Genomic DNA, 22,878 nt, shown 5'->3' on the forward strand with positions numbered 1-22,878 from the left:
TGCGAATGAACTTTCAGTTGTCACAGCGTGTCCGGGGCGCTCGCGGGCCGCGATCAATCGAGTTTGAACGAGCCGAAAAACTGGTCGAGCTGCTCCTGCGCGAGCGGCCGGTCGGCGATCACGACGGCCTGGTACGCGTGCCGGCCGCGCGCGGCGAGCCGGGCGACGATCGTCTTGCGCGCGCGATCCCCGCCGGCGGCGGCCCCCGCGATACGCAGCTCGATCCCGTCCACCGCGCCGCCGGCCGCGAGCGGCACCGGCACCGATGCCGTCCGCGGCGCGCCTTCGAGGTTGCGCGACAGCCCTGCGCGCAGGAAGTCGAGCGCCGCGCGGCGCGTGTCGTCACGGTCGTCCGGCAACGTCAGCGTGCCGACCGCGAACACCGCGCCGTCGACATGCGCGGCCTGCATCCGCATCGGCATCGACGTGCCGCCGATCGCCACCGGCTGCTCCTCGACGGTCGGCTTCGCCGGCAGGTCGATCGTATAGCCGGCATCGTTGTGCAGCGTGCGCCAGTCGAACGATGGGGAGCACGCGGCCAGCGCGGCGCTGATGCATGCGAGCGCGGCGAAGTGTCGCAGCGGGCGAAAAAGGGGGCGCAACGAATCGATGACTTCCTTCGGCATGGCGTGGATCGGGGACAGGCAAAACCGGCATTATCCGCCGAACCTGACAACCGGAATGCGTGGTGGCCGCCGGTGCGCGCGCCGCATTCGCGCTAAAATGGGCGCCGAATTTCGACGTCCTTTGCATCGACCCGCGTCATCGACCGACTCCGAGAGCACCTGATGAACACCACGCCTCCCGCCCGCCGCAGTGCCGGCCCCGTCCGCTACCTCGTCGCGGCCGCCGTCGTCGCGGCCATCGCCGTCGCCGGTTTCTTCGCGTTCAACGGCAAGTCCAGCGTGCCGGACGCGACGTTCACGCTGCTGTCGGGCCAGAAGGTCTCGACCGCCGGCGACCTGAAGGGCAAGGTCTATCTGGTGAACTTCTGGGCGACGAGCTGCGCGACTTGCATGCAGGAAATGCCGCAGATGGTCGATACCTACAACCGTTTCAAGGGTCAGGGTCTGGAATTCGTCGCGGTCGCGATGAACTACGATCCGCCGATGTACGTCGCGAACTACGCGCAGACGCGCCAGCTGCCGTTCAAGGTCGCGCTCGACGACGGCAGCGTCGCGAAGCAGTTCGGCAACGTGCAGCTCACGCCGACGACCTTCGTCGTCGACAAGGACGGCAAGATCCTCAAGCGCTACGTCGGCGCGCCGCAGTTCGCGGAGCTCGACGCGCTGCTCAAGAAGGCGCTCGACGGCAACGCGGCCTGAGCGCCGCAAGATCCGGCTCGACGGGCCGCGCGCAGCGCCCTTCCCGCCTACACGGACCGTACGGCCGGGCAACCCGGTTCCGCGGTCCGTTTGCTTTTCAGCGCTCGGTTTCGCCTTTCGCCGACAGCCCGTAGCGCTTCATCTTCTCGTACAGCGTCGCCTTGCCGACGTGCAGCCGGTCGGCCGTCGCGGCGACCGCGCCGCCCGTCTGGTTCAGCGCCTCTGCGATCACCGCGCGCTCGAACTGCTCGATGCGCTCCTTCAGCGTCTGGTCGTTGTCCGCGCCGTCGCCGCCCGCGCCCGTTTCCTGCGGCATGTCGGCCACGCCGAGCACGAACCGGTCGGCCGCGTTGCGCAGCTCGCGCACGTTGCCGGGCCAGTCGCGCTGCATCAGGCTCGCGCGCTGGCGGTCGGTCAGCACCGGCGCGGGCCGCCCGTAGCGCACGGCCGCGTCGAGCATGAAGTGCTCGAACAGCGGCACGATGTCCTCGCGGCGCTCGGCGAGCGGCGGCAGCGCGATCGTCACGACGTTGAGCCGGTACAGCAGGTCGCGCCGGAACGTGCCGGCCGCGACGAGCTCGCTCATGTCGCCCTTCGCGGCCGCGACGACGCGGCAATTCACGCGGATCGGCTGGTTCGAGCCGAGCCGCTCCAGCACGCCGTCCTGCAGCACGCGCAGCAGCTTCACCTGCAGCGCGAGCGGCATGCTTTCGATTTCGTCGAGGAACAGCGTGCCACCGGACGCATATTCGAGCTTGCCGACGCGGCGCTTCGCGGCGCCCGTGAAGGCGCCGGGCTCGTAGCCGAACATCTCCGATTCGAACATCGGCTCGGGCAGCGCGCCGCAATTCACCGCGATGAAGGGCTTGTCGCGGCGCGGCGACAGTTCGTGCAGGCTGCGCGCGATCAGCTCCTTGCCGGCGCCGGTGTCGCCGTTGATCAGCACCGACGCGTCGGTCGGCGCGACGTTCGCGATCAGCTTGCGCACCTGCTCGATCGCGGGGCTGCGGCCGATGATGCGCGGCGCGACGACGTCCTTCCCGGCCAGCTCGCGCCGCAGCGCGTGATTCTCGAGCACGAGCTCGCGGCGCTCGAGCGCGCGGCGCACCGTCTCGATCAGGCGCTCGGCCGCGAACGGTTTTTCGATGAAGTCGTACGCGCCGTCGCGCATCGCCTGCACGGCCATCGAGATGTCGCCGTGCCCGGTGACGAGGATCACCGGCACGTCGGGCACGCGCTCGCGGCACTGCGCGAGCACGTCGAGCCCGCTCGCACCGGGCAGCCGGATGTCGCTGACGATCGCGCCGGCGGTGTCCGCGACGATCGCCTTCTCGGCCGCTTCGGCCGACTCGAAGCCGGCGACGTCGAAGCCCGCCAGCTGGAGGCTCTGCACGCTCGCCCGGCGAACGAGCGCATCGTCTTCGATATAGATCACTTGCAGCCGGTTGGCCATCGTACTCACTTGCTCCTGACAGGCCGCGCGGCTGTGTCGCGCGCGGCTGCGTTGATGCCGGTCGTGCGCCGACCGGGCCTGCGACGGGTCTAGTGCGAACCCGCCGGCTCGGACACGGAGTCCGGATGATGCGTGCGTGCGCGCCGCAGCGTCAAGACGAACAGCGCGCCGCCCGACGGCGCGTTGCGCGCGGTCAGCGCACCGCCCGCGTCGCTCGCGATCGACGACGAGATCGCGAGGCCGAGCCCGAGCCCGCGCCCCATTTCCTTCGTCGTGAAGAACGGTTCGAACAGGCGCGGCAGCAGGTCGGGCGCGATGCCGGAGCCGTTGTCGCGCACTTCGACCGCGAGCGTCGCGGCCGACACCGCGATCGTCACCTCGATCGCCGGCGCCGCGACGCCGGCCACCGCGTCAAGCGCATTGCCGAGCAGGTTGATCAGCACCTGTTCGAGGCGCAAATCCTCGCAGCGCGCGACGAGCGCCGGATAGTCGCGCGCCAGGTCGAGCGGTTCATCGTGCGCGGGCGACACGGTCGCGTCCTGCAGCGTCAGCGTGAGCGCGACGCCGCTCAGGCGCTCGCCCAGCAGCGACAGCACGCTGCGCAGTGCGCGCACGACGAGCGCCTGCTCGTTGCGCGGCTTCGCCCGGCCGACGAACAGCTTCAGCTGGTTCGTGATCTTGCCCATTCGCTCGGTGAGCGCCGCGATCGCCTCGAGGTTCTCGCGCGCGGCCGCCTGCTCGCCGCGATCGAGCAGCACGCGCGTGTTGTCCGAGAAGCTGCGCAGCGCCGCGAGCGGCTGGTTCAGTTCGTGCGTGATACCGGCCGCCATCTGGCCGAGCGCGGCGAGCTTGCTCGCCTGGATCAGTTCGTCGTGCGCGGCGCGCAGCTCCTGCTCCGCGCGGATCCGGTCGCCGACTTCCTTCTGCAACTGCGCGTTCGCTTCCGACAGGTCGGCCGTACGCTCCTCGACGCGCCGGTTCAGCTCCGCGTACGCCTGCTGCAGCAGCGCGCGGCCGCGGATCATTTCGCGCACGCGCGCGCGGCGCATCCGCCAGTAGAACGCGAGCAGCGCCACCGACACGAAGCCGAAGCCCGTGACGATCGTCGCGTTGCGCGCATCGGTGTCGATGGGCGCGATCGGCGCGAGCGTGACGAGCAGCCAGTCGGGCTCGCCGATCCGGCGCTTGCTGGCAAGGAAACGCGGCGCGCGCCGGCCGGGGCCGAGGCGCACGATCTCCGCATCGGCGCCGAGCGTCTGCTCGATGCGCAGCGGCAGCGGCGTGACCGGTTGCTGCGCGTACTGGCGCGTCTCGTAGATCGACGCGGCCACGGGGCCCGTGAGCGGGCGCAGCGTGTGGTACTTCCACGCGGGCACCGACGACAGGAACACGACGCCGTGATCGTCCGCGACGACGAGCGGCTCGGACGCATCGGCGCCCTGGAACCATTCGAGATTGAGCTTCACGACGACGACGCCCGCGATCCTGCCGTCGCGCCACACGGGCTGCGAGATGTAGTAACCGGGGTCGCGCGAGATCGTGCCGATACCGAAGAAGCGGCCGACCTGGCCGTTCATCGCGTCGACGAAATACGGGCGGAAACGGTATTCGATCCCGACGAAGCTGTCGGGCGCGCGCCAGTTGCTGGCCGCGACGCACAGGCCGTCCGCGCCGATCACGTAGGTGACGGTCGCGTGCGCGTGTTCGTTGAGATCTTCGAGATAACGGTTGACGCGCGCGGTGTAGTCGCCCCGCTTCGGCTCGGCGAGCAGGTCCTGCACGTATGGATGGCTGCCCAGCAGGTAAGGCAGCGACTCGTAGCGGTCGAGCGTGCTCTTGAGCGCGTTGGTGGTGCGATCGACGCGCACCGCGGCATTGCGCTGCAGCTCGGCGACGCCGCGCTGCCAGGTGACCGTCCAGGTCAGCGCGCATGCCGCGACGAGCGCGGCGGCAAGCACGACGAGGATGAGCAGGCGGCGCGTCACGGTCGAGGCTTCCTGGCGATGCGGATCGCCTATTGTGTCATAGGCCTCCGCATCCACGGGTCGAGCGCCGCGCCCCGCGCCGCCGGCGGCGGGCGCCGCCGCCTGCTCCTTCATGACGTCAGACGCCGGCCGTCTCGGTCGGCGTGACCTCGCCGCCGCCCTTCAGCGCCTGGCGCAGCTTGTTGCGGTCAAGCTCCTTCTCCCACGCGGACACGACGATCGTCGCGACGCCGTTGCCGACGATGTTGGTCAGCGCGCGGCATTCGCTCATGAAGCGGTCGATGCCGAGGATCAGCACCATGCCCGACAGCGGGATCGTCGGCACGACGGCCAGCGTCGCGGCGAGCGTGATGAAGCCCGCGCCCGTCACGCCGCTCGCGCCCTTCGACGTCAGCATCGCGACGGCCAGCAGCGTGAGCTGCTGCATCCACGTCAGTTCGATGTTGGTCGCCTGCGCGATGAACAGCACGGCCATCGTCATGTAGATGTTGGTGCCGTCGAGGTTGAACGAATAGCCGGTCGGCACGACGAGGCCGACGACCGAACGCGAGCAGCCCGCCTTCTCGAGCTTTTCCATCAGCTGCGGCAGCGCGGCTTCCGACGAGCTGGTGCCGAGCACGATCAGCAGCTCTTCCTTGATGTAGGACACGAAGCGGATGATCGAGAAGCCCGTGAAGCGGGCGATCGCGCCGAGCACGACGAGCACGAACACGACCGACGTCAGGTAGAACGTGCCGATCAGCTTGAGCAGCGGCACCAGCGAGCCGACGCCGTATTTGCCGATCGTGAACGCCATCGCGCCGAACGCGCCGATCGGGGCCAGCTTCGTGACGATGTGCACGATGCCGAACAGCACGCGCGTGAGCCCGTCGATGAAGTCGGTCACGACCTTGCCGCGCTCGCCGAGGTGCGCGAGCACGCTGCCGAACAGCAGCGCGATCAGCAGGATCTGCAGGATTTCGCCCTGCGCGAACGCATCGACCATCGTGTTCGGGATGATGTGCATCAGGAAGTCGACCGTCGACTGCCCGTGCGCCTTCGCCGCGTACGACGCGACGGCCTTGCCGTCGAGCGTCGCCGGGTCGATGTTGAAGCCGACGCCCGGACGCAGCAGGTGCGTGGCCGCGAGGCCCAGCAGCAGCGCGAAGGTCGACACGATCTCGAAGTACAGCAGCGCCTTGCCGCCGACGCGGCCCACCTTCTTCATGTCCTCCATGCCGGCAATGCCGGTGACGACCGTACAGAAGATGATCGGACCGATCACCATCTTGATCAGCTTGATGAAGCCGTCGCCGAGCGGCTTCATGTCGGTGGCGAGCGCCGGGTAATAGTGGCCGAGGATCACGCCGACGATGATGGCGAAGATCACTTGCACATAGAGCACTTTGTAGAAGGGTTTCTTCTTCACGATGGTTCCTGCTGAAGTAGATGAGCCGGTGGATACGGCGTCACGCGCGCAGGCGAATGTCTCAGGGGAAAGGCCACTCGCCCGCGCGGCTGCCGTGCCGCAACAAGCGATGCCTCAGGACATCCGGAGGGGGAGGAAGGCGTCGGTCATCGTTGTCTCCTTGCTTGCTGTAGTAGTTCGGCCGGGGGGAATGGCCGTGCGTTTTATATCGCAAGGTCGATGCCAGGTTTCCGGAACCCCTCAAACCGTTGTTTTCATTGTATTTCCCATAATGCGGCAGGCAAGGAAATCCGGGATTCCGGATTTCCGGAAAATATCCGTCCGGCGATCCGGACGGATTCCCCCATTCTTCAGACGAATCAGTGCTGCACGGCGCGGCCGGCCAGCAGGCCCGTCTGCGCATAGAACTCCTGCTGCGCGAACGCGTCGCGCTCGCGCCGGGCGCGCTCGCCGCGATCCGCGAGCGAGCCGACGACGATCCCGACGAACGCGAGCGGCACCGATACAAGCGCCGGGTTGTCGAGGAACACCGGCGCGTGCGCGTGATGCAGCACATCGACCCACACCGATTTCGACAGCACCGTGAGCACCACCGCCGACGCGAGGCCGAGGCCGCCGCCGAGCACCGCGCCGCGCGTCGTCATCCCGCGCCAGAAGATCGACATCGCGAGCACCGGGAAATTCGCGCTCGCGGCCACCGCCGCGACGAGCCCGACCATGAACGCGACGTTCACGTGCTCGAACAGGATCGACAACCCGATCGCGACGGCCGACAGCACGATCGTCGACGCGCGCGAGATGCGCATCTCCAGCCGCTCGTCGGGCTTGCCGCGCGCCCACATCTGCGCATACAGGTCGTGCGAGATCGTCGTCGCGCCGGCGAGCGTCAGGCCCGCGACCACCGCGAGGATCGTCGCGAACGTGACGGCGGCGATGAATCCGTAGAACCAGTTCCCGCCGACCGCCTGCGCGAGCTTCACCGCGACCATGTTCGAGCCGCCGAGCAGGTCGTGCGTCAGGTTGAACGTGCCGTTCGCGCCGAGCCTGAAGAACTCCGGATGCTGCGCGAGCAGCACGATCGCCGAGAAGCCGATCACGAAGGTCAGCAGGTAGAAGTAGCCGATGAAGCCGGTCGCGTAGAGCACCGACTTGCGCGCCTCCTTCGCGTTCGGCACCGTGAAGAAGCGCATCAGGATGTGCGGGAAGCCGGCCGTGCCGAACATCAGCGCGATGCCGAGCGACAGCGCGTTGGCCGGGTCGCGGATCAGCTTGCCCGGCCCCATGATCGACAGCGCACCTGGATGCACGGCCACCGCGCGGCGGAACATCTCGTCGACGCTGAAGCCGAATTCGCCGAGCGCGAGCAACGCCAGCAGCGTCGCGCCGCACAGCAGCAGCACGGCCTTGATCACCTGCACCCAGGTGGTCGCCGTCATGCCGCCGAAGAACACGTAGACGACCATCAGCACGCCGACGATCAGCTCGGCCGTGCCGTACGACAGCCCGAACAGCAGCTGGATCAGCTTGCCCGCGCCGACCATCTGCACGACGAGGTACAGCACGACGATCGTCAGCGCGTTCGCGGACGTCAGCAGCCGGATCGGCCGCTGCGCGAAGCGGTACGCGACGACATCGACGAACGTGAACTTGCCGAGGTTGCGCAAGGGCTCGGCGATCAGGAACATCACGAACGGCCAGCCGACCAGGAAGCCGATCGAGTAGATCAGCCCGTCGAAGCCGAACATGAACACCATGCCGGACAGCCCGAGGAACGACGCGGCCGACATGTAGTCGCCGGCGATCGCGAGCCCGTTCTGCAGCCCGGTGATGCCGCCGCCGGCCGTGTAGAAGTCGCGCGTCGAGCGCGTGCGCCGCGCGGCCCAGCGCGTGAGCGCGAGCGTCGCGAACACGAACGCGAAGAACATCCCGATCGCGACCGGGTTCAGTTCGACCTTGTCGGGCATCGGGCCCGCGACGGATACCGCTTGCGCGGTGGAGGAAACGAGAACGGCCAGCGCGCCGAGCGCGCTCGAAGTGCGTCGCATGTCGGCCTCCGTCACGAACGCTGCAGGATCGCGTCGACGCGGCGGTCGAACGCACGGTTCGCGCGCAGCACGTAGCACGCGGTCAGGCCGATCGCGACCAGGATGATCGCGACGCCCGCGGCGATGCCGACCGTCGTCGTCGCACCGCGGTACAGCGGCGCCGCGAGCACGTGCGGCGCGAGCGCGACGAGCAGGATGAAGCCGTAGTAGGTCGCGATCATCAGCGCCGTCAGCGTGAAGCTGAAGCGGCGCCGTGCGCGCACGAGCTGCTGGTAGTCGCGGCGCGCCGTGACCGATTCGATGACGGAAAGCTCCATGGTGTCTCCAATGTCCTCTCGTCGATGTGCGAGAAGTGTCTTGTGGATGGCCGGCGCGCCAATCGATCCGCCCGCGCCGTGGCGGCACATCGATGCGTTACACGACGCGATCCGCGCGCAGCCGCGCGACCTCGTCGGCCGACATCCCGAGCCAGCCGCCGAGCACCGCATCCGTATCGGCACCCAGTACCGGCGGCGCACCGCGCACCGGCAGCCGCGCGCCGTCGAAGCGGTACGGCGGCGCCAGCACGTCGACGCCGCCCGCGACCGGATGCGGCTGCCGCGTGACGAGCCCGGCGCGGGTCGCGCGTTCGGACGTCAGTGCCTCGTGCAACCCGAGCACTTCGCCACATGGAATACCGGCATCGGCGAGCGCGGCGAGCAGTGTCGCGCGCGAGCGTCGAGCGAGTTCTCGGCGAATCTCCGGCAGCAGGTCGGCGCGGTTTTCCGAACGGCCGAGGTTGGTCCCGTAACGCGCGTCGGCCGCGAGATCGGGGCGCTCGATCGCGTCGCAGAAGCGTGCGAACTGCGTGTTGTTGCCGACCGTGATCACGAGCGGGCCGTCGGCCGCGTCGAACACGCCGTACGGCACGATCGACGGATGCGCATTGCCGTAGCGCGGCGGGTCCTCGCCCATCAACAGCGCGTCGAGCCCGTAGTACGCGGTGATCATCAGCCCGCAGTCGAACAGCGCCATCTCGATGCGCCGCCCGCGCCCGGTCGCATGGCGTTCGTAGAGCGCGGCGAGGATCGCCTGCGCCGAGTACATGCCGGTGAACAGGTCGACCGCCGCGACGCCGAACTTCAGCGGCGGCTGGCCGGCCTCGCCGTTCAGCGCCATCAGCCCGGCCTCGCCCTGCACGACGAGGTCGTAGCCCGGCCGCGCGGCCTCGGCGCCCGACCGGTCGTAGCCGGAGATCGCGCAATGCACGAGGCGCGGATTCAGTTCGGCCAGCGCGTCGTAGCCGAGGCCGAGCTTCTCCGCGCCGCCGAACTTGAAGTTGTGGATCACCACGTCGGCCTGCGCGGCCAGTTCGCGCGCGATGCGCTGGCCCGCTTCCGTCTGCAGGTCGAGGCAGATCGAGCGCTTGCTGCGGTTCACGCTGTTGAAATACGTGGTTTCGGTGTCGCCGATCCGCAGCCCCCAGTCGCGCGTGTCGTCGCCGCGCACCGGATGCTCGACCTTGATCACTTCCGCACCGAAATCCGCGAGCACCATCGCGCACCACGGGCCGGCCAGCACGCGCGAGAAATCGAGCACCTTCACGCCGGCCAGCGGCAGCGCGCGCGGGTCGTTCGTCATTCTTGTCTCCTCCATTCGCGTGCTCGTCCTTATTGTTTCGACAGCGCGATGTAGCGCGCGAGATGGTGATCCTCGTCGCCGAGCTGGTGATCGATCATCACGAGCCGCTTCGCGTAATGCGACAGCGGCAGCTCCCAGGTCATCCCGATCCCGCCGTGCAGCTGGATGCTTTCCTCGGCGACCAGCGTGCCGATCCGGCCGATGCTGTACTTGGCCGCGGCCAGCGCGCGTTCGCGCACCGCGCGCGGCGCGTCGAGCTGCGCGGCCGCGTTGATCACGGCCGAGCGCGCCTGCTCGACCTCGAGCAGCAGGTCGGCCATCCGGTGCTGCAGCGCCTGGAAGCTGCCGATCGGCAGCCCGAACTGCTTGCGCGTGCGCAGGTAGTCGAGCGTGTGCTCCTTCGCGACATCCATCGCGCCGAGCGCTTCCGCCGACAGCGCGAGCAGCCCGTAGCCGAGTACGCGTTCGAGCAGCTCGGCGCCCGCTTCGCCGTCGTGCGCGCCGAGCGCCGCATCGGCCGCCAGCGCGACGCGTTCGAAGCGCACCTCGGCCGCGCGGCCGCCGTCGATCTTCCGGTAGTCGCGCAGCGACACGCCCGGCGCATCGGCCGGCACGACGAACAGGCCGATGCCGGCCGCGTCGTCGTCCTGCCCCGACACGCGTGCGCTGACGACGAAGAACGCCGCCTGCGCGGCCTGGTCGACGACGCCCTTCGCGCCCGTCAGCACCCAGCCGTCGCCGGTGCGTTCGGCGCGCGTGCGCACGGTCGTCAGCTCGTAGTGCGAGCCCGGTTCGTCGTGCGCGAACGCGGCGCTCGCGCTGCCGTCGATCAGCGCGGCGAGCCTGTCGCGATGCGTATCGCCGCCGGCGAGCGACAACGCGCGGCCCGCGAGCAGCGCGCCGAGGAACGGCTCGACGACGAGCCCGCGCCCCAGGCATTCGAACACCACGGCGATGTCGAAGCCCGCGCCGCCGAAACCGCCGTCGGCTTCGGGAAACAGCGCGCCGACCGTGCCGAGTTCGGCAAGGCGCTGCCACATCGCGCGATCGAAGCCTTCGGCCGACTGCGCGATGCGGTCGCGCACCGGGAACGGGTACTGTTCGGCGATGAAGCGGTTCAACGTGTCCGCCAGCATCCGGCGGTCTTCTGTGTGCTGGAAATCCATCGTCGCGTCCCTCGTTACAGCCCGAGCATCATCTTCGCGATGATGTTCTTCTGGATCTCGTTCGAGCCGCCGAAGATCGACAGCTTCCGGTTGTTGAAGTACTGCTGCGCGGCGCTCGCGGCTTCGTCCGGGCCGACCGGCTCGCCGTCGTAATCGGCAGCGAGCGCGTCGTCGACGAACGGCAGCGCGTACGGCCCCATCGCACGCCGCATCAGCGCGGTGATTTCCTGGCGGATCTGCGTGCCGCGAATCTTCAGCATCGAGCTTTCCGCGCCCGGCACGCCGCCGCCCGCGACCGCGGCCAGCACGCGCAGGTTGGTCGTGCGCATGTTCTCGAGTTCGATCTCGACGCGCGCGACGCGCGCCGCGAAGAACGGATCGTCGGCGAGCGGCCGCCCGTTCTTCGTGACCTTCGCGGCAACCGCGCGGAGCCGGTCGAGCGCGGCCGTCGAGAAGCCGATCCCCGCGATATTGGTGCGCTCGTAAGTGAGCAGGTATTTCGCGTAGGTCCAGCCGCGGTTCTCCTCGCCGACGAGGTTCTCCACCGGCACGCGCACGTCGGTGAAGAACACCTCGTTCACTTCGTGCTCGCCGTCGAGCGTGATGATCGGGCGGACCTCGACGCCCGGCGTGTTCATGTCGATCAGCAGGAAGCTGATGCCTTCCTGCTTGCGCACGTCGGTCGCGGTGCGCACGAGGCAGAAGATCATGTTCGCGTAGTGGCCGAGCGTGGTCCAGGTCTTCTGGCCGTTCACGACGTAGTGATCGCCATGGCGTACCGCGCTCGTCTTCACCGCCGCGAGATCGGAGCCGGCGCCCGGCTCCGAGTAGCCCTGGCACCACCAGTCGGTGCCGTCGAGAATGCGCGGCAGCCAGTGACGTTTCTGCGCTTCGTCGCCGTACTTGATCAGCACGGGGCCGAGCATGTTCACGCCGAACGGCACGATACGGGGCGCGCCCGCGAGCGCGCATTCGTTGTCGAACAGGAACTTCTGCGCGACGCTCCAGCCGGGGCCGCCGTATTCGCGCGGCCAGTGGCTCGCGAGCCAGCCGCGCGCGTTGAGTGTCGCGTGCCATTCGCGCATGTCGTCGCGCGTGAGATGCAGGCCGCCCTTCACCTTGCGCGCGATGCGCTCGGGCAGTTCGGCTTGCAGGAAGCGCTGCACTTCCGTGCGGAAGGCTTCCTCTTCGGGCGTGAAATTGAGGTCCATCTTCGTTCCGTTGCGAATGCGGTGGGCGTTCAGTCGACGCGGTTCAGGCTCGCGAAATCCGCGCCGCGCGCGACGAGATCGACGAGCAGCGGCGACGGCTTCCAGAACAGCGGATCGTCCTTCGCGAACGCGCGGATATCGGCGAGCACGTTCGCGAGGCCAATCGTGTCCGCGTAGTGCATCGGGCCGCCGCGATAGCGCGGGAAGCCGTAGCCGTACAGGAACACCGCGTCGACGTCGAGCGGGCGCAGCGCGATCTTCTCGTGCACGACGTTCGCGCCTTCGTTGATCATCGCGGCGAGGTAGCGGCGCAGGATTTCGTCGTCGGTGAACGTGCGCGGCGTGATGCCCTTCCTCGCACGCTCGGCCGCGACGATCGCGTCGACTTCCGGGTCCGGCGTGCCGACACGCGCGCCGTCCGGGTACAGGTAGTAGCCGCGCGCGGTCTTCTGCCCGAACCAGCCGCGCTCGCACAGCCGGTCGGAAATCTCGACGTAGCGTGCGCGCGGGTCGCGCGTCGCCGCGCGACGCTTGCGGGTGGCCCAGCCGATGTCGCCGCCCGCGAGGTCGACGACCTGGAACGGGCCCATCGGGAAGCCGAAGTCGCGCACCGCGCGATCGATCTGGTACGGCGACGCGCCGTCTTCCATCAGGTAGTCGGCCGCCGTGCGATAGACGGCGAGGATCCGGTTGCCGATGAAGCCGTCGCACACGCCCGCGCGCACCGGCGTCTTCCTCAGTTGCTTCGCCAGCGCGAACGCAGTCGCGACGACGTCCGCGCTCACGCGCGCCGGCACGACGATCTCGAGCAGCTTCATCACGTTGGCCGGCGAGAAGAAATGCAGGCCGATCACGTCGGCCGGCCGGTCGATGCTCGCGGCCAGCGCGTCGATGTCGAGATACGACGTGTTGGTCGCGAGCACCGCGCCCGGCTTGCACACGCGTGCGAGTTCGGCGAACACGGCCTGCTTCACCGCCATGTCCTCGAACACGGCCTCGATCACGACGTCGGCCTGCGCGAGCGCGTCGTACGACGTGCTGCCCTTGAAGCGCGCGAGCCGCGCCGCGTGCGCGGCCGGCGTCATGCGCCCTTTCGCGACGAGGCCGTCGTACACCTTCTCGACGTGCGCACGGCCGCGCGCGAGCGATGCTTCGTCGCGCTCGATCATCGTTACCGGCAAACCCGCGTCGAGCGCCGCGACCGCGATGCCCGCGCCCATCGTGCCGCCGCCGACCACGCCGATCCGCTCGACCGGCCGCGCGCTCGCGCGCCGCGCCTCGGGCGCCTTCGCCGCTTCACGCTCGGCGAAGAACGCATGCACGAGGCCCGCGCGCTGCGGACTGTCGAGGCATTGCAGGAACAGGCCGCGTTCGAACTTCATCCCCACGTCGAACGACTGCGTGAGCGCGGCCTCGACCGCGTCGACGATCTTCGCCGGCGAGAACAGCCCGCGCGATTTCTTCGGCAACTCCGCACGCGCCGCGTCGATCGCGGCCTGCGCGGCCGCACGGTCGGCAAGGCCCCGCGCATCGCGCGTGCGGCGCACCGGCGCGCCGAGCGACACGAGTTCCTGCGCGTAGGCGAGCCCTTCGGCGAGCGTGTCGTCGCTGTGCGCGACGCGGTCGACCAGGCCGAGCGTGAGCGCTTCCTCGGCGCTCGCATGGCGGCCCGTCAGCATCAGGTCGAGCGCGGCCTTCGCGCCGATCAGGCGCGGCGCACGCTGCGTGCCGCCCGCGCCGGGCAGCAGGCCGAGCGTGACTTCGGGCAGCCCGAGCTTCGCGCCGGGCACCGCGAGCCGGTAATGCGCGGCGAGCGCGACTTCGAGGCCGCCGCCGAGCGTCGCGCCGTGCAGCGCGACCACGACCGGCTTCGTGCCCGATTCGATCCGCTCGCAGACGTCGGGGAGCGACGGCGGCACCGGCGGCTTGCCGAATTCGCGGATGTCGGCGCCCGCGATGAAGTTGCGGCCGGCGCCGACGATCAGCACCGCGCGGATCGCGTCGTCGGCCTGCGCGGCGTCGATCGCGTCGGCCAGGCCGCGCCGCACGTCGGCGGACAGGGCATTGACGGGCGGATGGTCGATCGTGACGACGAGCACCTTGTCGCGGCGCTCGCGCGTGACCGTGCCGGCTTGGGGGGTGGCGGGGGCATTCATGGCGTCTCCAGTCTGTGCACGAGGCATGACCCGATTCTCGATTGATCGAGATTCATTGACAATTCCCTCTTGTCTTTACAAGCTGTCAAGTCTGACTTGACACTGGATGCATTCCGACCGTTAAACGGGACGGATCAGGAGCGAAAACATGGACCTGAACGCGCTGACGCTGCTCGTCGAGATCCTCGACGCCGGCAATCTCAGCAAGGCCGCCCAGCGGCTCAAGATGAGCCGCGCGAACGTCAGCTACCGGCTGAACCAGCTGGAACGCTCGATCGGCCAGCAATTGGTGCGGCGTACGACGCGGCGCATCGAGCCGACCGAGATCGGGCTGAAGCTGTACGAGCACGGCCGGCGCATCCGCAACGAACTGCTCGCCGCGCAGGAATCGGTGACGACGCTCGGCCAGGACCTGCAGGGCCGCGTGCGGCTGTCGGTGCCGAGCGGCTACGGGCAGATGGTGATGTCCGACTGGCTGCTCGCGTTCAAGCGGCTGCACCCGGGCATCGTGCTCGACGTCGTGTTCGAGAATCGCGTCGAAGACCTGATGCGCGACGAAGTCGACATCGCGATCCGCGTGATGTCCGAGCCGCCGCAGAACCTCGTCGCGCGCGACATGGGCGCGGTGCGCTACGTCGCGTGCGCGTCGCCGGCGTTCGCGGCCGCGCACGGGATGCCGTCGAGCCTCGGCGCGCTGGCCGCCGCGCCGGTCGTCACCGCGACGGTGATGGGCCGGCAGCTCCGGATCGCCGCGTATCTCGGCGACGAGCGCCACGAGGTGCTGCTCGAACCCACGTTGATTTCGGAGAACTTCCTGTTCCTGCGCCAGGCGATCCTCGCGGGCATCGGCGTCGGCATCGTGCCCGACTACGTGATGCAGGACGACATGCGGCGCGGCACCGTCGTCACGTCGCTCGACGCGTACCGGCTCAGCATCTTCGGCACGCACATGTACATGCTGTACATGCCGAACCGGCATCACACGCGCGCGACGTCGACGTTCATAGAGTTCATCCTCGAACAGGCCGGAAAGACCGGCCGGGGCGGGCCCGCCGCGATTCGTCAGGGTTTTCTGTCGGATGACAATCCGCTGGCGGCGCGGCGACAATAGCGCGCCGGGCCGGCAGCCGCGTTGCGCCGGCGCCGTCGCCTCATTCGCATTCACTGCTGCCGAGGGTTCAATGTTCGACCGGATTCGCCCGCACCCGCGTCCCTGGACGCTGCTTGCCGCCGTCGCGCTCGTCGCGTTCAACGCCGGCTGCACGTCCCCGTCCGCGCCGTCGGGCGCCGTCGCCCCGGTCGCCGCCGCATCGGGCGCGGCCGTCCCGCTGCCCGGCGTTCACCCGCCCGAACTGTCGTCGGGATGGACCGACAAGCCGGGCTGGACCTCGCAGCACTTCATGATCGCGGCCGCGAACCCGCTTGCGACGCAGGCCGGCTACGACATGCTGAAGGCCGGCGGCACCGCGATCGACGCGGCGATCGCGACGCAGATGGTGCTCGCGCTCGTCGAGCCGCAATCGTCGGGGATCGGCGGCGGCGCGTTCATGCTGTACTTCGACGGCAAGACGGCGCAGGCGTACGACGGCCGCGAGACCGCGCCGGCCGCCGCGACCGACCGGCTGTTCTACGGGCCGACCGGCCAGCCGATGAGCTTCTACGAAGGTGTCGTCGGCGGCCGCTCGGTCGGCACGCCGGGCGTGCTGCGCATGCTCGACGCCGCGCACCGCGCGCACGGCAAGCTGCCGTGGCGCCGGCTGTTCCAGCCGGCCATCCGGCTCGCCGAGCGGGGCTTCACGATCAGCCCGCGGCTCGCGACGCTGATCGCGAACGACCGGTACCTGAAGAACGACCCGGCCGCGCGCGCGTACTTCTACAACGCCGACGGCACGCCGAAGGCGGCCGGCACGGTGCTGAAGAACCCCGCGCTCGCGACCGTGCTGCGCCAGGTCGCCGAGCGCGGCGCGAATGCGTTCTACAGCGGCGCGATCGCGCGCGACATCGTCACGAAGGTGCGCAAGCGCCCGACCAACCCGGGCCTGCTGTCGCTGCAGGATCTCGCGCGCTACAAGGCGAAGGTGCGCACGCCGCTGTGCGCCGACTACCGGCGCTCGGTGGTGTGCGGGATGCCGCCGCCGTCGTCGGGCGGCCTCGCGATCGCGCAGATGCTCGGCATCCTCGAGGCGATGCCCGACTGGCAGCAGATCGGCGCGCAGAAGCCGGTGCGCAACGATGTCGGCTACGAGCCGACGCCGTTCGCCGCGCACCTGTTCAGCGAGGCCGGCCGCCTCGCGTATGCGGACCGCGCGCGTTACGTCGCCGATCCCGATTTCGTGCCGCTGCCGGGCGGCAGCTGGGCGAGCCTCACCGACAAGACCTATCTCGCGCAGCGCGCGCGGCTGATCGGCGACACCAGCATGGGCGTCGCGCAAGCCGGCACGCCGCAGGGCGCGACGCTCGCGATGGCCGACGATCGCAGCCCCGAACGGCCGTCGACGTCCGACATCGCGATCGTCGACCGCTACGGCCAGGCGCTGTCGATGACGACCAGCATCGAGGATGCGTTCGGCTCGCGGCTGATGGTGCGCGGCTTCATGCTGAACAACCAGCTCACCGATTTCTCGTTCGTGTCGAACGACAACGGCCGGCCGGTCGCGAACCGCGTGCAGCCGGGCAAGCGGCCGCGCTCGGCGATGTCGCCGGAACTCGTGTTCGACAAGAAGACGAAACAGGTGACGATGGTCGTCGGCTCGGCCGGCGGCCCCGCGATCATCAACCACGTCGCGAAGACGCTGGTCGGCGTGCTCGACTGGGGCATGACGATGCAGCAGGCGATCGCGCTGCCGAACTTCGGGTCGATGAACGGGCCGACGCAACTGGAGCGCGGCCGCGTGTCGGAGGCGCTCGCCGACGGGCTCAAGGGCCGCGGGCACGACGTGCAGGTCGTCGAGATGAACTCCGGGCTGCAGGGGATCCAGCGGCTGAACGTGCAGGGGCAGACGGTGTGGTTCGGCGGCGCGGATCCGCGTCGGGAAGGGGTGGCGATGGGCGAGTGAGGGCGATGAGCGACAACTTCACGTGGCTGATCGACCCGGCGGCTTCGCTCGACGCAGCGCCTGCGCAAGCGCAGAACATGAGCGCGTGATTGCAGGCGGCAGGCACCGCCGGTACGGCGATGCGCGTCGGTGCCCCGACTGCCGAGCGACGCATTCGTCGCCGAATTCACCGCCGCTTACGCCCGGCCGCTGACGGTCGTGCGCCAGCCGATCCGGGCGTGCCGCGCGCTGCTTCAGCCGCGCCCCTTCCACGGCACGATGCGCCGCTCGACCCACCGCATCGCGAGATCGAACAGCCACGCGATCGCGCCGATGATCAGGATGCCCATCACGACGATATCGGTGCGCAGGAAGCTCGACGCATTGAGCACCATCTGCCCGAGCCCGGCCGTCGCGGCGACCATCTCGGCCGCGACGAGCGTCGTCCAGCCGAAGCCGATCGCGATCCGCAGCCCGGTGAGGATTTCCGGCAGCGCGGCCGGCAGCACCACGTGGCGCACGATCTGCGCGAAGCTGCCGCCGAGCGAATATGCGGCGTTGATCTGCTCGACCGTCGCCGCGCGCACGCCGGCGCGTGCGGCCATCGCGATCGGCGCGAAGCAGGCGAGAAAGATCACGACGAGCTTCGCCGTCTCGTCGATGCCGAACCAGATCACGACGAGCGGCAGGTACGCGAGCGGCGGCAGCGGCCGGTAGAACTCCAGCAGCGGATCGAGCACGCCGCGCGCGACGCGGCTCACGCCCATCAGGATGCCGGCCGGCACGCCGATCGCGGTCGCGAGCAGGAACGCGCCGAACACGCGCGCGGCGCTCCACAGCAGATGGTCGGACAGCGGCAGGCCGCCCTGGATGCGCCCGTGCCACGCATCGACGAACGCCGCCCATACGGCTTCCGGCGCGGGCAGGAACAGCGGCGGCAGCCATTGGCGATGCGTCGCGACCCACCACAGCACCGCCAGCGCCGCGACCGTCGCCGCGCTCAGTCGCGCGGTCTTCCCTTCCCCCGGCAGCCGGTAGCGGCGCGACGACGGCGCACGACGCACCGCCGCCTCGTGTTCCGTGCGACCGCCCTGCTCGATACCCGCGGCCGTGCGATCGGCCGCCCACGAATCCTGCGTGCTCATGCTGTCCTGCCTGTGCAAAGTGCTGTTCCGGCCGCGCCCGACGGCCGCGCCGTGCCGCGCGAGTTCGCTCGTCATGCGTGCTCCGCGACGGCCTCGTCGCGATGCAGGTACGCGATCAGCCGCTCGCGCCACGCGATGAAATCCGGCGACGACTTCACCGCGCGCGCATCGCGCGATTCGACGTAGCGACGCGCGAACGGCAGCTCGAAGGTTTCCGCGATGCGCCCCGGGCCCGGTGTCATCACGACGAGACGCGTCGCGAGAAACAACGCCTCCTCGACATCGTGCGTGATGAAGAACACGGTCTTGCCGGTACGCGCCCACACGTCGAGCACGAGCGCCTGCATCGAGCCGCGCGTCATCGCGTCGAGCGCGCCCATCGGCTCGTCCATCAGCAGCACGCGCGGGTCGCTCGCGAGCGCACGCGCGATGCCGACACGCTGCTGCATCCCGCCCGACAGCTCGTACACGCGCGCATGCGCATGATGGTCGAGCCCGACGAGCGCGAGCATCTGTCGCGCCCGCGCCTCGCGTTCGGCCTTCTTCACGCGCGCGAAGCGCAGCCCGAGCGCGACGTTGTCGAGCACGTCGAGCCACGGCAGCAACGCGTATTTCTGGAACACGACGCCGCGATCGGCGCCCGGGCCCGTGACGGGCACGCCGTCGACGCGCACGTCGCCCGTCGTCGGCGCGACGAAGCCGGCCATGCAGTTCAGCAGCGTCGTCTTCCCGCACCCGGAGGCGCCGAGCGCGACGACGAATTCACCGGCATCGATACGCAGGTCGACGCGCGCGAGCGCCTGCGTCGTCGGCCTGCCACGCTCGCCCGGATAGGCAACCGATACCTGACGGACTTCCAGCGTGCTCATGCTCGTGACTCCGCGATGATCGCCGCGCTCAGCGCGCGGCCTTCTGCACGAACTGCGGATCGACGCCGGCCGAATAGTCGGACAGCACCGTCTGGATCGTGCCCTGCGATTTGAGGAACGTGGCCGTGGCCGCGAGCGACTTCGCGGCGCCCGATTGCGCGCCGCCGCCGAGCCACGTCGGCGACGCCTGCTCGGCTGCCGTCGGAAACGCGTAGAGCGCGAGGCTCGCCGGCACGTCCTGCGCGTTCGCGCCCGACACCTTCGCGACCGCGGCGACCTGCGGCGAGCCGACCTTCCATGCCGCAGCATGCGTGCGGTAGTCGGCGTCCGCCGCCGCGAGCACCTTCACGAAGCGCGTGACGAACTCGGGATTCTCGCGCGCGAACTTGCGGCTCACGACGAAGCCGTCGAAGGTCGCCTTGCCACTTTCTTTCGCAACCTGGCCCGACGTCGTCAGCACGGTGCCCGACTGCTTGACCTTCGCGAGCACCGGATCCCAGATGTAGGTCGCGTCGATGTCGCCGCGCGCCCATGCGGCCGCGACTTCGGGCGGACGCAGGTTGACGATCTTCACGTCGTTCGGATTGACGCCCGCTGCCTGCAGCGCGACGAGCGTATGGAAGTGCGACGTCGATACGAACGGCACACCGATCTTCTTGCCCTTCAGCGATGCGACGTTCGTGACGCCCGAGCCGTTGCGCGCGACGAGCGCCTCGGCGTCGTTGATGTTGTCGAGCACCCAGAACAGCGAGATGTCGAGCCCCTGCGACAGACCGGCGGCGATCGGGCTCGACCCGGCTTCGCCGAGCTGCACGGAGCCCGACGCGAGCGCGCGGATCACGTCGGCGCCGCTGTCGAGCTTGCGGAACGTGACCTTGTAGCCGGTCGCCTTTTCGACTTCACCGCTCGCCTGCGCGTAACGCCACGGCACGACCATGTCCTGGTACGCGATCACGACTTCGCGCGATTCGGCGTGCGCCGCGCCAAGCGCGGCAAAGGCGGTCAGCGCGACGACGGCGCGGCGGATGAAGCTGAAACGGGACATGCGGCTCTCCTTCGGAATGCGGGCATTGCTGCGGGAGAGCCGACTTTACGAGCTTTGTGTGCCGCGAGAGCGAACTTATCCTGCGAAGCTATCGATGCCGTTTCAGCTTTGCTTTCCACGTTCGACCGGATCGCATGTCCGGTCCGGTGGCGATTGCCGTGCGGCAGCACGGACGGCCGGCGCGGCAACGAAAAAGCCCGCATCGCTGCGGGCTTGTTTCGACTGCATGAGACTGCTGCGCGAACGCGGCGCTCAGACCACGCCGGCCCCGTGCGCCTGCAGATCGGCGTGATAGCTCGACCGCACCATCGCGCCGACGGCCGCGTGCGTGAAGCCCATCTTGTACGCCTCTTCCTCGTACATCTTGAACGTGTCCGGATGCACGTACGCGCGCACCGGCAGGTGGTGCTCGGACGGCTGCAGGTACTGGCCGATCGTCAGCATGTCGACGTCGTGCGCGCGCAGGTCGCGCATCACCTGCAGGATTTCCTCCTCCGTCTCGCCGAGGCCGACCATCAGGCCCGACTTCGTCGCGACGTCCGGATGCTGCGCCTTGAAGTCCTTCAGGAGCTTCAGCGAGTGCGCGTAGTCCGAACCCGGGCGCGCTTCCTTGTACAGGCGCGGCACCGTTTCGAGGTTGTGGTTCATCACGTCGGGCGGTGCGGCGTTCAGGATCGAGATCGCGCGGTCGAGACGGCCGCGGAAGTCCGGCGTCAGGATCTCGATGCGCGTTTCCGGCGACTGCTCGCGCACTTCGCGGATGCACTCGACGAAGTGGGCGGCGCCGCCGTCGCGCAGGTCGTCGCGGTCGACGCTCGTGATCACCACGTACTTGAGCTTCAGCGCGGCGATCGTGCGCGCGAGGTTCTTCGGTTCGTCGGCGTCGAGCGGATCGGGGCGGCCGTGGCCGACGTCGCAGAACGGGCAGCGGCGCGTGCACTTGTCGCCCATGATCATGAACGTCGCGGTGCCCTTGCCGAAGCATTCGCCGATGTTCGGGCAGCTCGCTTCCTCGCACACGGTGTGCAGGTTGTGCTCGCGCAGGATCGTCTTGATCTCGTTGAAGCGCGAGCTGCCGGTGGCCGCCTTCACGCGGATCCACTCGGGCTTCTTCAGCTTCTCGATCGGAATGACCTTGATCGGGATGCGCGCCGTCTTCGCCTGCGCCTTCTGCTTGGCGGTCGGATCGTAGGCAGCGGTGGCGGCCGAATCGGCCGGTGCGGGAGAAGCGGTAACGTCAGTCATTCGATTGTTCCAGTGCCTGCGGCTTGTCGGCGGCCGCGGATGCGCCGTCGAGGTTGGCGATCAGACGGCGCACCAGCGTGTGCGCGACGTCGTTCCAGTCGGCGGCAACCTCGAGGCTCGCCATGTCGACGGTTTCCAGTCCGGCATAGCCGCACGGGTTGATCGCAAGAAACGGGCGCAGATCCATCTTCACGTTCAGGCTGAGCCCGTGATAGCTGCAGCCGTTGCGGATCTTCAGGCCGAGGGCCGCGATTTTCGCGCCCTCGTGCACGCCGGATGCCACGTAGATCCCCGGCGCGCCCGCCTTGCGGACCGAAGCGAGATTATACGCCGCGAGGGTTTCGATCACGGCCTCCTCGATCTTCGTCACGAGCGTGCGCACCATCAGCTTGCGCCGGCGCAGGTCCAGCAGCAGGTAGACGACGATCTGGCCGGGGCCGTGGTAGGTGATTTGTCCGCCGCGGTCGACCTTCACGAGCGGCACGCCGCTGTCGGCCACCAGCAGGTGGGCCGGGTCGCCGGCCTGGCCGAGCGTGTAGACGGGCGAATGCTCGACCACCCAGATCTCGTCGCCGGTATCGGCCGTACGCACGTCGGTGAACGCGCGCATCGCGTCGAAGCTCGTCTCGTAGGCCTCGAGGCCCCGCCAGCGCACGGTGACCGGCTGGGCCGGGGAATCGGCGGGCGATGCGGAAACGGCGACAGGGGTGGACACGATGTAAACCGGCGAAACGGACATGGACGGTAGTTTACCGAAAACCCATGGGTCTCGCCGGCCTTGGGACGGGGACGGATCGCCGGTATCCGTCGGACGACATGCAGGTCAGACCGTGCGCCAGCCGTCGTGGAACAGCGCGCTCACGCGTTCGCGCAGCCGTGCCAGCCCGCCGAGCGCGACCTCCCGGGGCGGCCGCGACACCGAGAACGCGACGCACGCGCCCTCGCGGCCTTCCGCGCTGAGCCACAGCCGCTCGCCGCGGCGCAGCTTCAGCGTCTCGCCGTCGACCAGGAAGTAGTCGTCGACGTCGTTGCTGCGCGTGGCCCAGACCGGCCCGCATTGAACGATCAGCCGCGTGCTGCGTTGTACCTTCATCGGTACGGTTTCGCCCGCCGGGATTTCGAACGTGATGCTTGAAGAGATTTCTTGCATGATCGACTCCGCCAATAAGT

19 protein-coding genes are annotated in these 22,878 nt (G+C 69.1%); 3 read left to right on the forward strand and 16 right to left on the reverse strand.

The genetic code is table 11. The annotated features are described in order from the left end of the window. Positions 1-53: 53 nt before the first annotated feature. Positions 54-626 carry a hypothetical protein gene (locus VXM69_RS17530; protein ID WP_367189959.1) on the reverse strand — a complete coding sequence of 191 codons (573 nt, stop codon included), beginning with the start codon at positions 624-626 and terminating at the stop codon, positions 54-56. Positions 627-788: 162 nt separating this feature from the next. On the opposite strand from VXM69_RS17530, the gene VXM69_RS17535 reads away from it, so the two are divergent. After that, positions 789-1,325 carry a peroxiredoxin gene (locus VXM69_RS17535; RefSeq protein ID WP_034189214.1) on the forward strand — a complete coding sequence of 179 codons (537 nt, stop codon included), beginning with the start codon at positions 789-791 and terminating at the stop codon, positions 1,323-1,325. A 97-nt stretch (positions 1,326-1,422) separates the two neighbouring features. Here the strand turns inward: VXM69_RS17535 and VXM69_RS17540 are convergent, their stop codons facing one another. From VXM69_RS17540 to VXM69_RS17580, 9 genes are all read right to left on the reverse strand, one after another. Next, positions 1,423-2,778 carry a sigma-54 dependent transcriptional regulator gene (locus VXM69_RS17540; protein WP_034189213.1) on the reverse strand — a complete coding sequence of 452 codons (1,356 nt, stop codon included), beginning with the start codon at positions 2,776-2,778 and terminating at the stop codon, positions 1,423-1,425. Positions 2,779-2,867: 89 nt separating this feature from the next. Then, a complete protein-coding gene (locus VXM69_RS17545; protein WP_200086504.1) occupies positions 2,868-4,877 on the reverse strand; it encodes an ATP-binding protein in 2,010 nt (669 codons plus the stop codon). Positions 4,878-4,881: 4 nt separating this feature from the next. After that, entirely contained in the window at positions 4,882-6,171 is a 1,290-nt protein-coding gene (locus VXM69_RS17550; protein WP_034189211.1) for a dicarboxylate/amino acid:cation symporter, read from the reverse strand. Between the two features lie 359 nt (positions 6,172-6,530). Beyond that, a complete protein-coding gene (locus VXM69_RS17555) occupies positions 6,531-8,216 on the reverse strand; it encodes a cation acetate symporter (protein ID WP_124670223.1) in 1,686 nt (561 codons plus the stop codon). Between the two features lie 11 nt (positions 8,217-8,227). Further along, positions 8,228-8,533: a DUF485 domain-containing protein gene (locus tag VXM69_RS17560; RefSeq protein ID WP_014895931.1), complete on the reverse strand. Its 306-nt coding sequence runs from the start codon at positions 8,531-8,533 to the stop codon at positions 8,228-8,230. Positions 8,534-8,630: 97 nt separating this feature from the next. Then, entirely contained in the window at positions 8,631-9,836 is a 1,206-nt protein-coding gene (locus tag VXM69_RS17565; protein ID WP_049030258.1) for a CoA transferase, read from the reverse strand. Between the two features lie 29 nt (positions 9,837-9,865). Continuing rightward, positions 9,866-11,002 (reverse strand): acyl-CoA dehydrogenase family protein, encoded by a 1,137-nt coding sequence (locus VXM69_RS17570; protein WP_124670225.1) that lies wholly within the window; start codon positions 11,000-11,002, stop codon positions 9,866-9,868. Between the two features lie 14 nt (positions 11,003-11,016). After that, entirely contained in the window at positions 11,017-12,213 is a 1,197-nt protein-coding gene (locus VXM69_RS17575; RefSeq protein WP_059558793.1) for an acyl-CoA dehydrogenase family protein, read from the reverse strand. A gap of 29 nt (positions 12,214-12,242) precedes the next feature. Beyond that, positions 12,243-14,369 carry a 3-hydroxyacyl-CoA dehydrogenase NAD-binding domain-containing protein gene (locus VXM69_RS17580; RefSeq protein ID WP_069706684.1) on the reverse strand — a complete coding sequence of 709 codons (2,127 nt, stop codon included), beginning with the start codon at positions 14,367-14,369 and terminating at the stop codon, positions 12,243-12,245. 148 nt (positions 14,370-14,517) lie between these two features. Between VXM69_RS17580 and VXM69_RS17585 the strand changes: the two genes are divergently transcribed. After that, positions 14,518-15,480, forward strand: a complete 963-nt coding sequence (locus VXM69_RS17585) for a LysR family transcriptional regulator (RefSeq protein ID WP_034189206.1) — start codon at positions 14,518-14,520, stop codon at positions 15,478-15,480. 70 nt (positions 15,481-15,550) lie between these two features. Continuing rightward, positions 15,551-17,425, forward strand: a complete 1,875-nt coding sequence (gene ggt / locus VXM69_RS17590; RefSeq protein WP_367189960.1) for a gamma-glutamyltransferase — start codon at positions 15,551-15,553, stop codon at positions 17,423-17,425. A 233-nt stretch (positions 17,426-17,658) separates the two neighbouring features. Here the strand turns inward: ggt and VXM69_RS17595 are convergent, their stop codons facing one another. The 6 genes from VXM69_RS17595 to VXM69_RS17620 form a co-directional block, all read right to left on the reverse strand. Beyond that, the gene (locus VXM69_RS17595) at positions 17,659-18,624 is read right to left on the reverse strand and encodes an ABC transporter permease subunit (protein WP_226230169.1); all 966 of its coding nucleotides are present in this window, start codon (positions 18,622-18,624) and stop codon (positions 17,659-17,661) included. Further along, positions 18,621-19,418, reverse strand: coding sequence for a taurine ABC transporter ATP-binding protein (locus VXM69_RS17600; protein ID WP_034189203.1), 798 nt, complete (start codon positions 19,416-19,418; stop codon positions 18,621-18,623). The genes VXM69_RS17595 and VXM69_RS17600 overlap by 4 nt, the downstream gene beginning before the upstream one ends. 28 nt (positions 19,419-19,446) lie before the next feature. Beyond that, positions 19,447-20,463, reverse strand: coding sequence for a taurine ABC transporter substrate-binding protein (gene tauA, locus VXM69_RS17605; RefSeq protein ID WP_034189202.1), 1,017 nt, complete (start codon positions 20,461-20,463; stop codon positions 19,447-19,449). A 252-nt stretch (positions 20,464-20,715) separates the two neighbouring features. Continuing rightward, the gene (gene lipA, locus VXM69_RS17610) at positions 20,716-21,708 is read right to left on the reverse strand and encodes a lipoyl synthase (protein WP_034189201.1); all 993 of its coding nucleotides are present in this window, start codon (positions 21,706-21,708) and stop codon (positions 20,716-20,718) included. Beyond that, positions 21,701-22,447 (reverse strand): lipoyl(octanoyl) transferase LipB, encoded by a 747-nt coding sequence (gene lipB / locus VXM69_RS17615; protein WP_367189961.1) that lies wholly within the window; start codon positions 22,445-22,447, stop codon positions 21,701-21,703. Before lipB ends, lipA begins: the two co-directional genes overlap by 8 nt. 84 nt (positions 22,448-22,531) lie before the next feature. Continuing rightward, positions 22,532-22,858, reverse strand: a complete 327-nt coding sequence (locus VXM69_RS17620) for a DUF2917 domain-containing protein (RefSeq protein WP_034189295.1) — start codon at positions 22,856-22,858, stop codon at positions 22,532-22,534. Positions 22,859-22,878: the final 20 nt, after the last annotated feature.

Origin of the sequence: Burkholderia sp. Ed8 (assembly GCF_040761425.1) — a bacterium.
GTDB lineage: Bacteria > Pseudomonadota > Gammaproteobacteria > Burkholderiales > Burkholderiaceae > Burkholderia > Burkholderia seminalis.

Bases quoted from the DNA above. Each gene is read 5' to 3' on its own strand.
- VXM69_RS17565 (WP_049030258.1), bottom strand. From the start codon at position 9,836: ATGACGAACGACCCGCGCGCGCTGCCGCTGGCCGGCGTGAAGGTGCTC.
- VXM69_RS17555 (WP_124670223.1), bottom strand. From the start codon at position 8,216: ATGCGACGCACTTCGAGCGCGCTCGGCGCGCTGGCCGTTCTCGTTTCC.
- VXM69_RS17580 (WP_069706684.1), bottom strand. From the start codon at position 14,369: ATGAATGCCCCCGCCACCCCCCAAGCCGGCACGGTCACGCGCGAGCGC.
- VXM69_RS17530 (WP_367189959.1), bottom strand. From the start codon at position 626: ATGCCGAAGGAAGTCATCGATTCGTTGCGCCCCCTTTTTCGCCCGCTG.
- VXM69_RS17545 (WP_200086504.1), bottom strand. From the start codon at position 4,877: ATGAAGGAGCAGGCGGCGGCGCCCGCCGCCGGCGGCGCGGGGCGCGGC.
- VXM69_RS17600 (WP_034189203.1), bottom strand. From the start codon at position 19,418: ATGAGCACGCTGGAAGTCCGTCAGGTATCGGTTGCCTATCCGGGCGAG.
- VXM69_RS17575 (WP_059558793.1), bottom strand. From the start codon at position 12,213: ATGGACCTCAATTTCACGCCCGAAGAGGAAGCCTTCCGCACGGAAGTG.
- ggt (WP_367189960.1), top strand. From the start codon at position 15,551: ATGTTCGACCGGATTCGCCCGCACCCGCGTCCCTGGACGCTGCTTGCC.
- VXM69_RS17540 (WP_034189213.1), bottom strand. From the start codon at position 2,778: ATGGCCAACCGGCTGCAAGTGATCTATATCGAAGACGATGCGCTCGTT.
- VXM69_RS17595 (WP_226230169.1), bottom strand. From the start codon at position 18,624: ATGACGAGCGAACTCGCGCGGCACGGCGCGGCCGTCGGGCGCGGCCGG.
- VXM69_RS17560 (WP_014895931.1), bottom strand. From the start codon at position 8,533: ATGGAGCTTTCCGTCATCGAATCGGTCACGGCGCGCCGCGACTACCAG.
- VXM69_RS17570 (WP_124670225.1), bottom strand. From the start codon at position 11,002: ATGGATTTCCAGCACACAGAAGACCGCCGGATGCTGGCGGACACGTTG.
- VXM69_RS17620 (WP_034189295.1), bottom strand. From the start codon at position 22,858: ATGCAAGAAATCTCTTCAAGCATCACGTTCGAAATCCCGGCGGGCGAA.
- VXM69_RS17535 (WP_034189214.1), top strand. From the start codon at position 789: ATGAACACCACGCCTCCCGCCCGCCGCAGTGCCGGCCCCGTCCGCTAC.
- tauA (WP_034189202.1), bottom strand. From the start codon at position 20,463: ATGTCCCGTTTCAGCTTCATCCGCCGCGCCGTCGTCGCGCTGACCGCC.
- lipA (WP_034189201.1), bottom strand. From the start codon at position 21,708: ATGACTGACGTTACCGCTTCTCCCGCACCGGCCGATTCGGCCGCCACC.
- lipB (WP_367189961.1), bottom strand. From the start codon at position 22,447: ATGTCCGTTTCGCCGGTTTACATCGTGTCCACCCCTGTCGCCGTTTCC.
- VXM69_RS17585 (WP_034189206.1), top strand. From the start codon at position 14,518: ATGGACCTGAACGCGCTGACGCTGCTCGTCGAGATCCTCGACGCCGGC.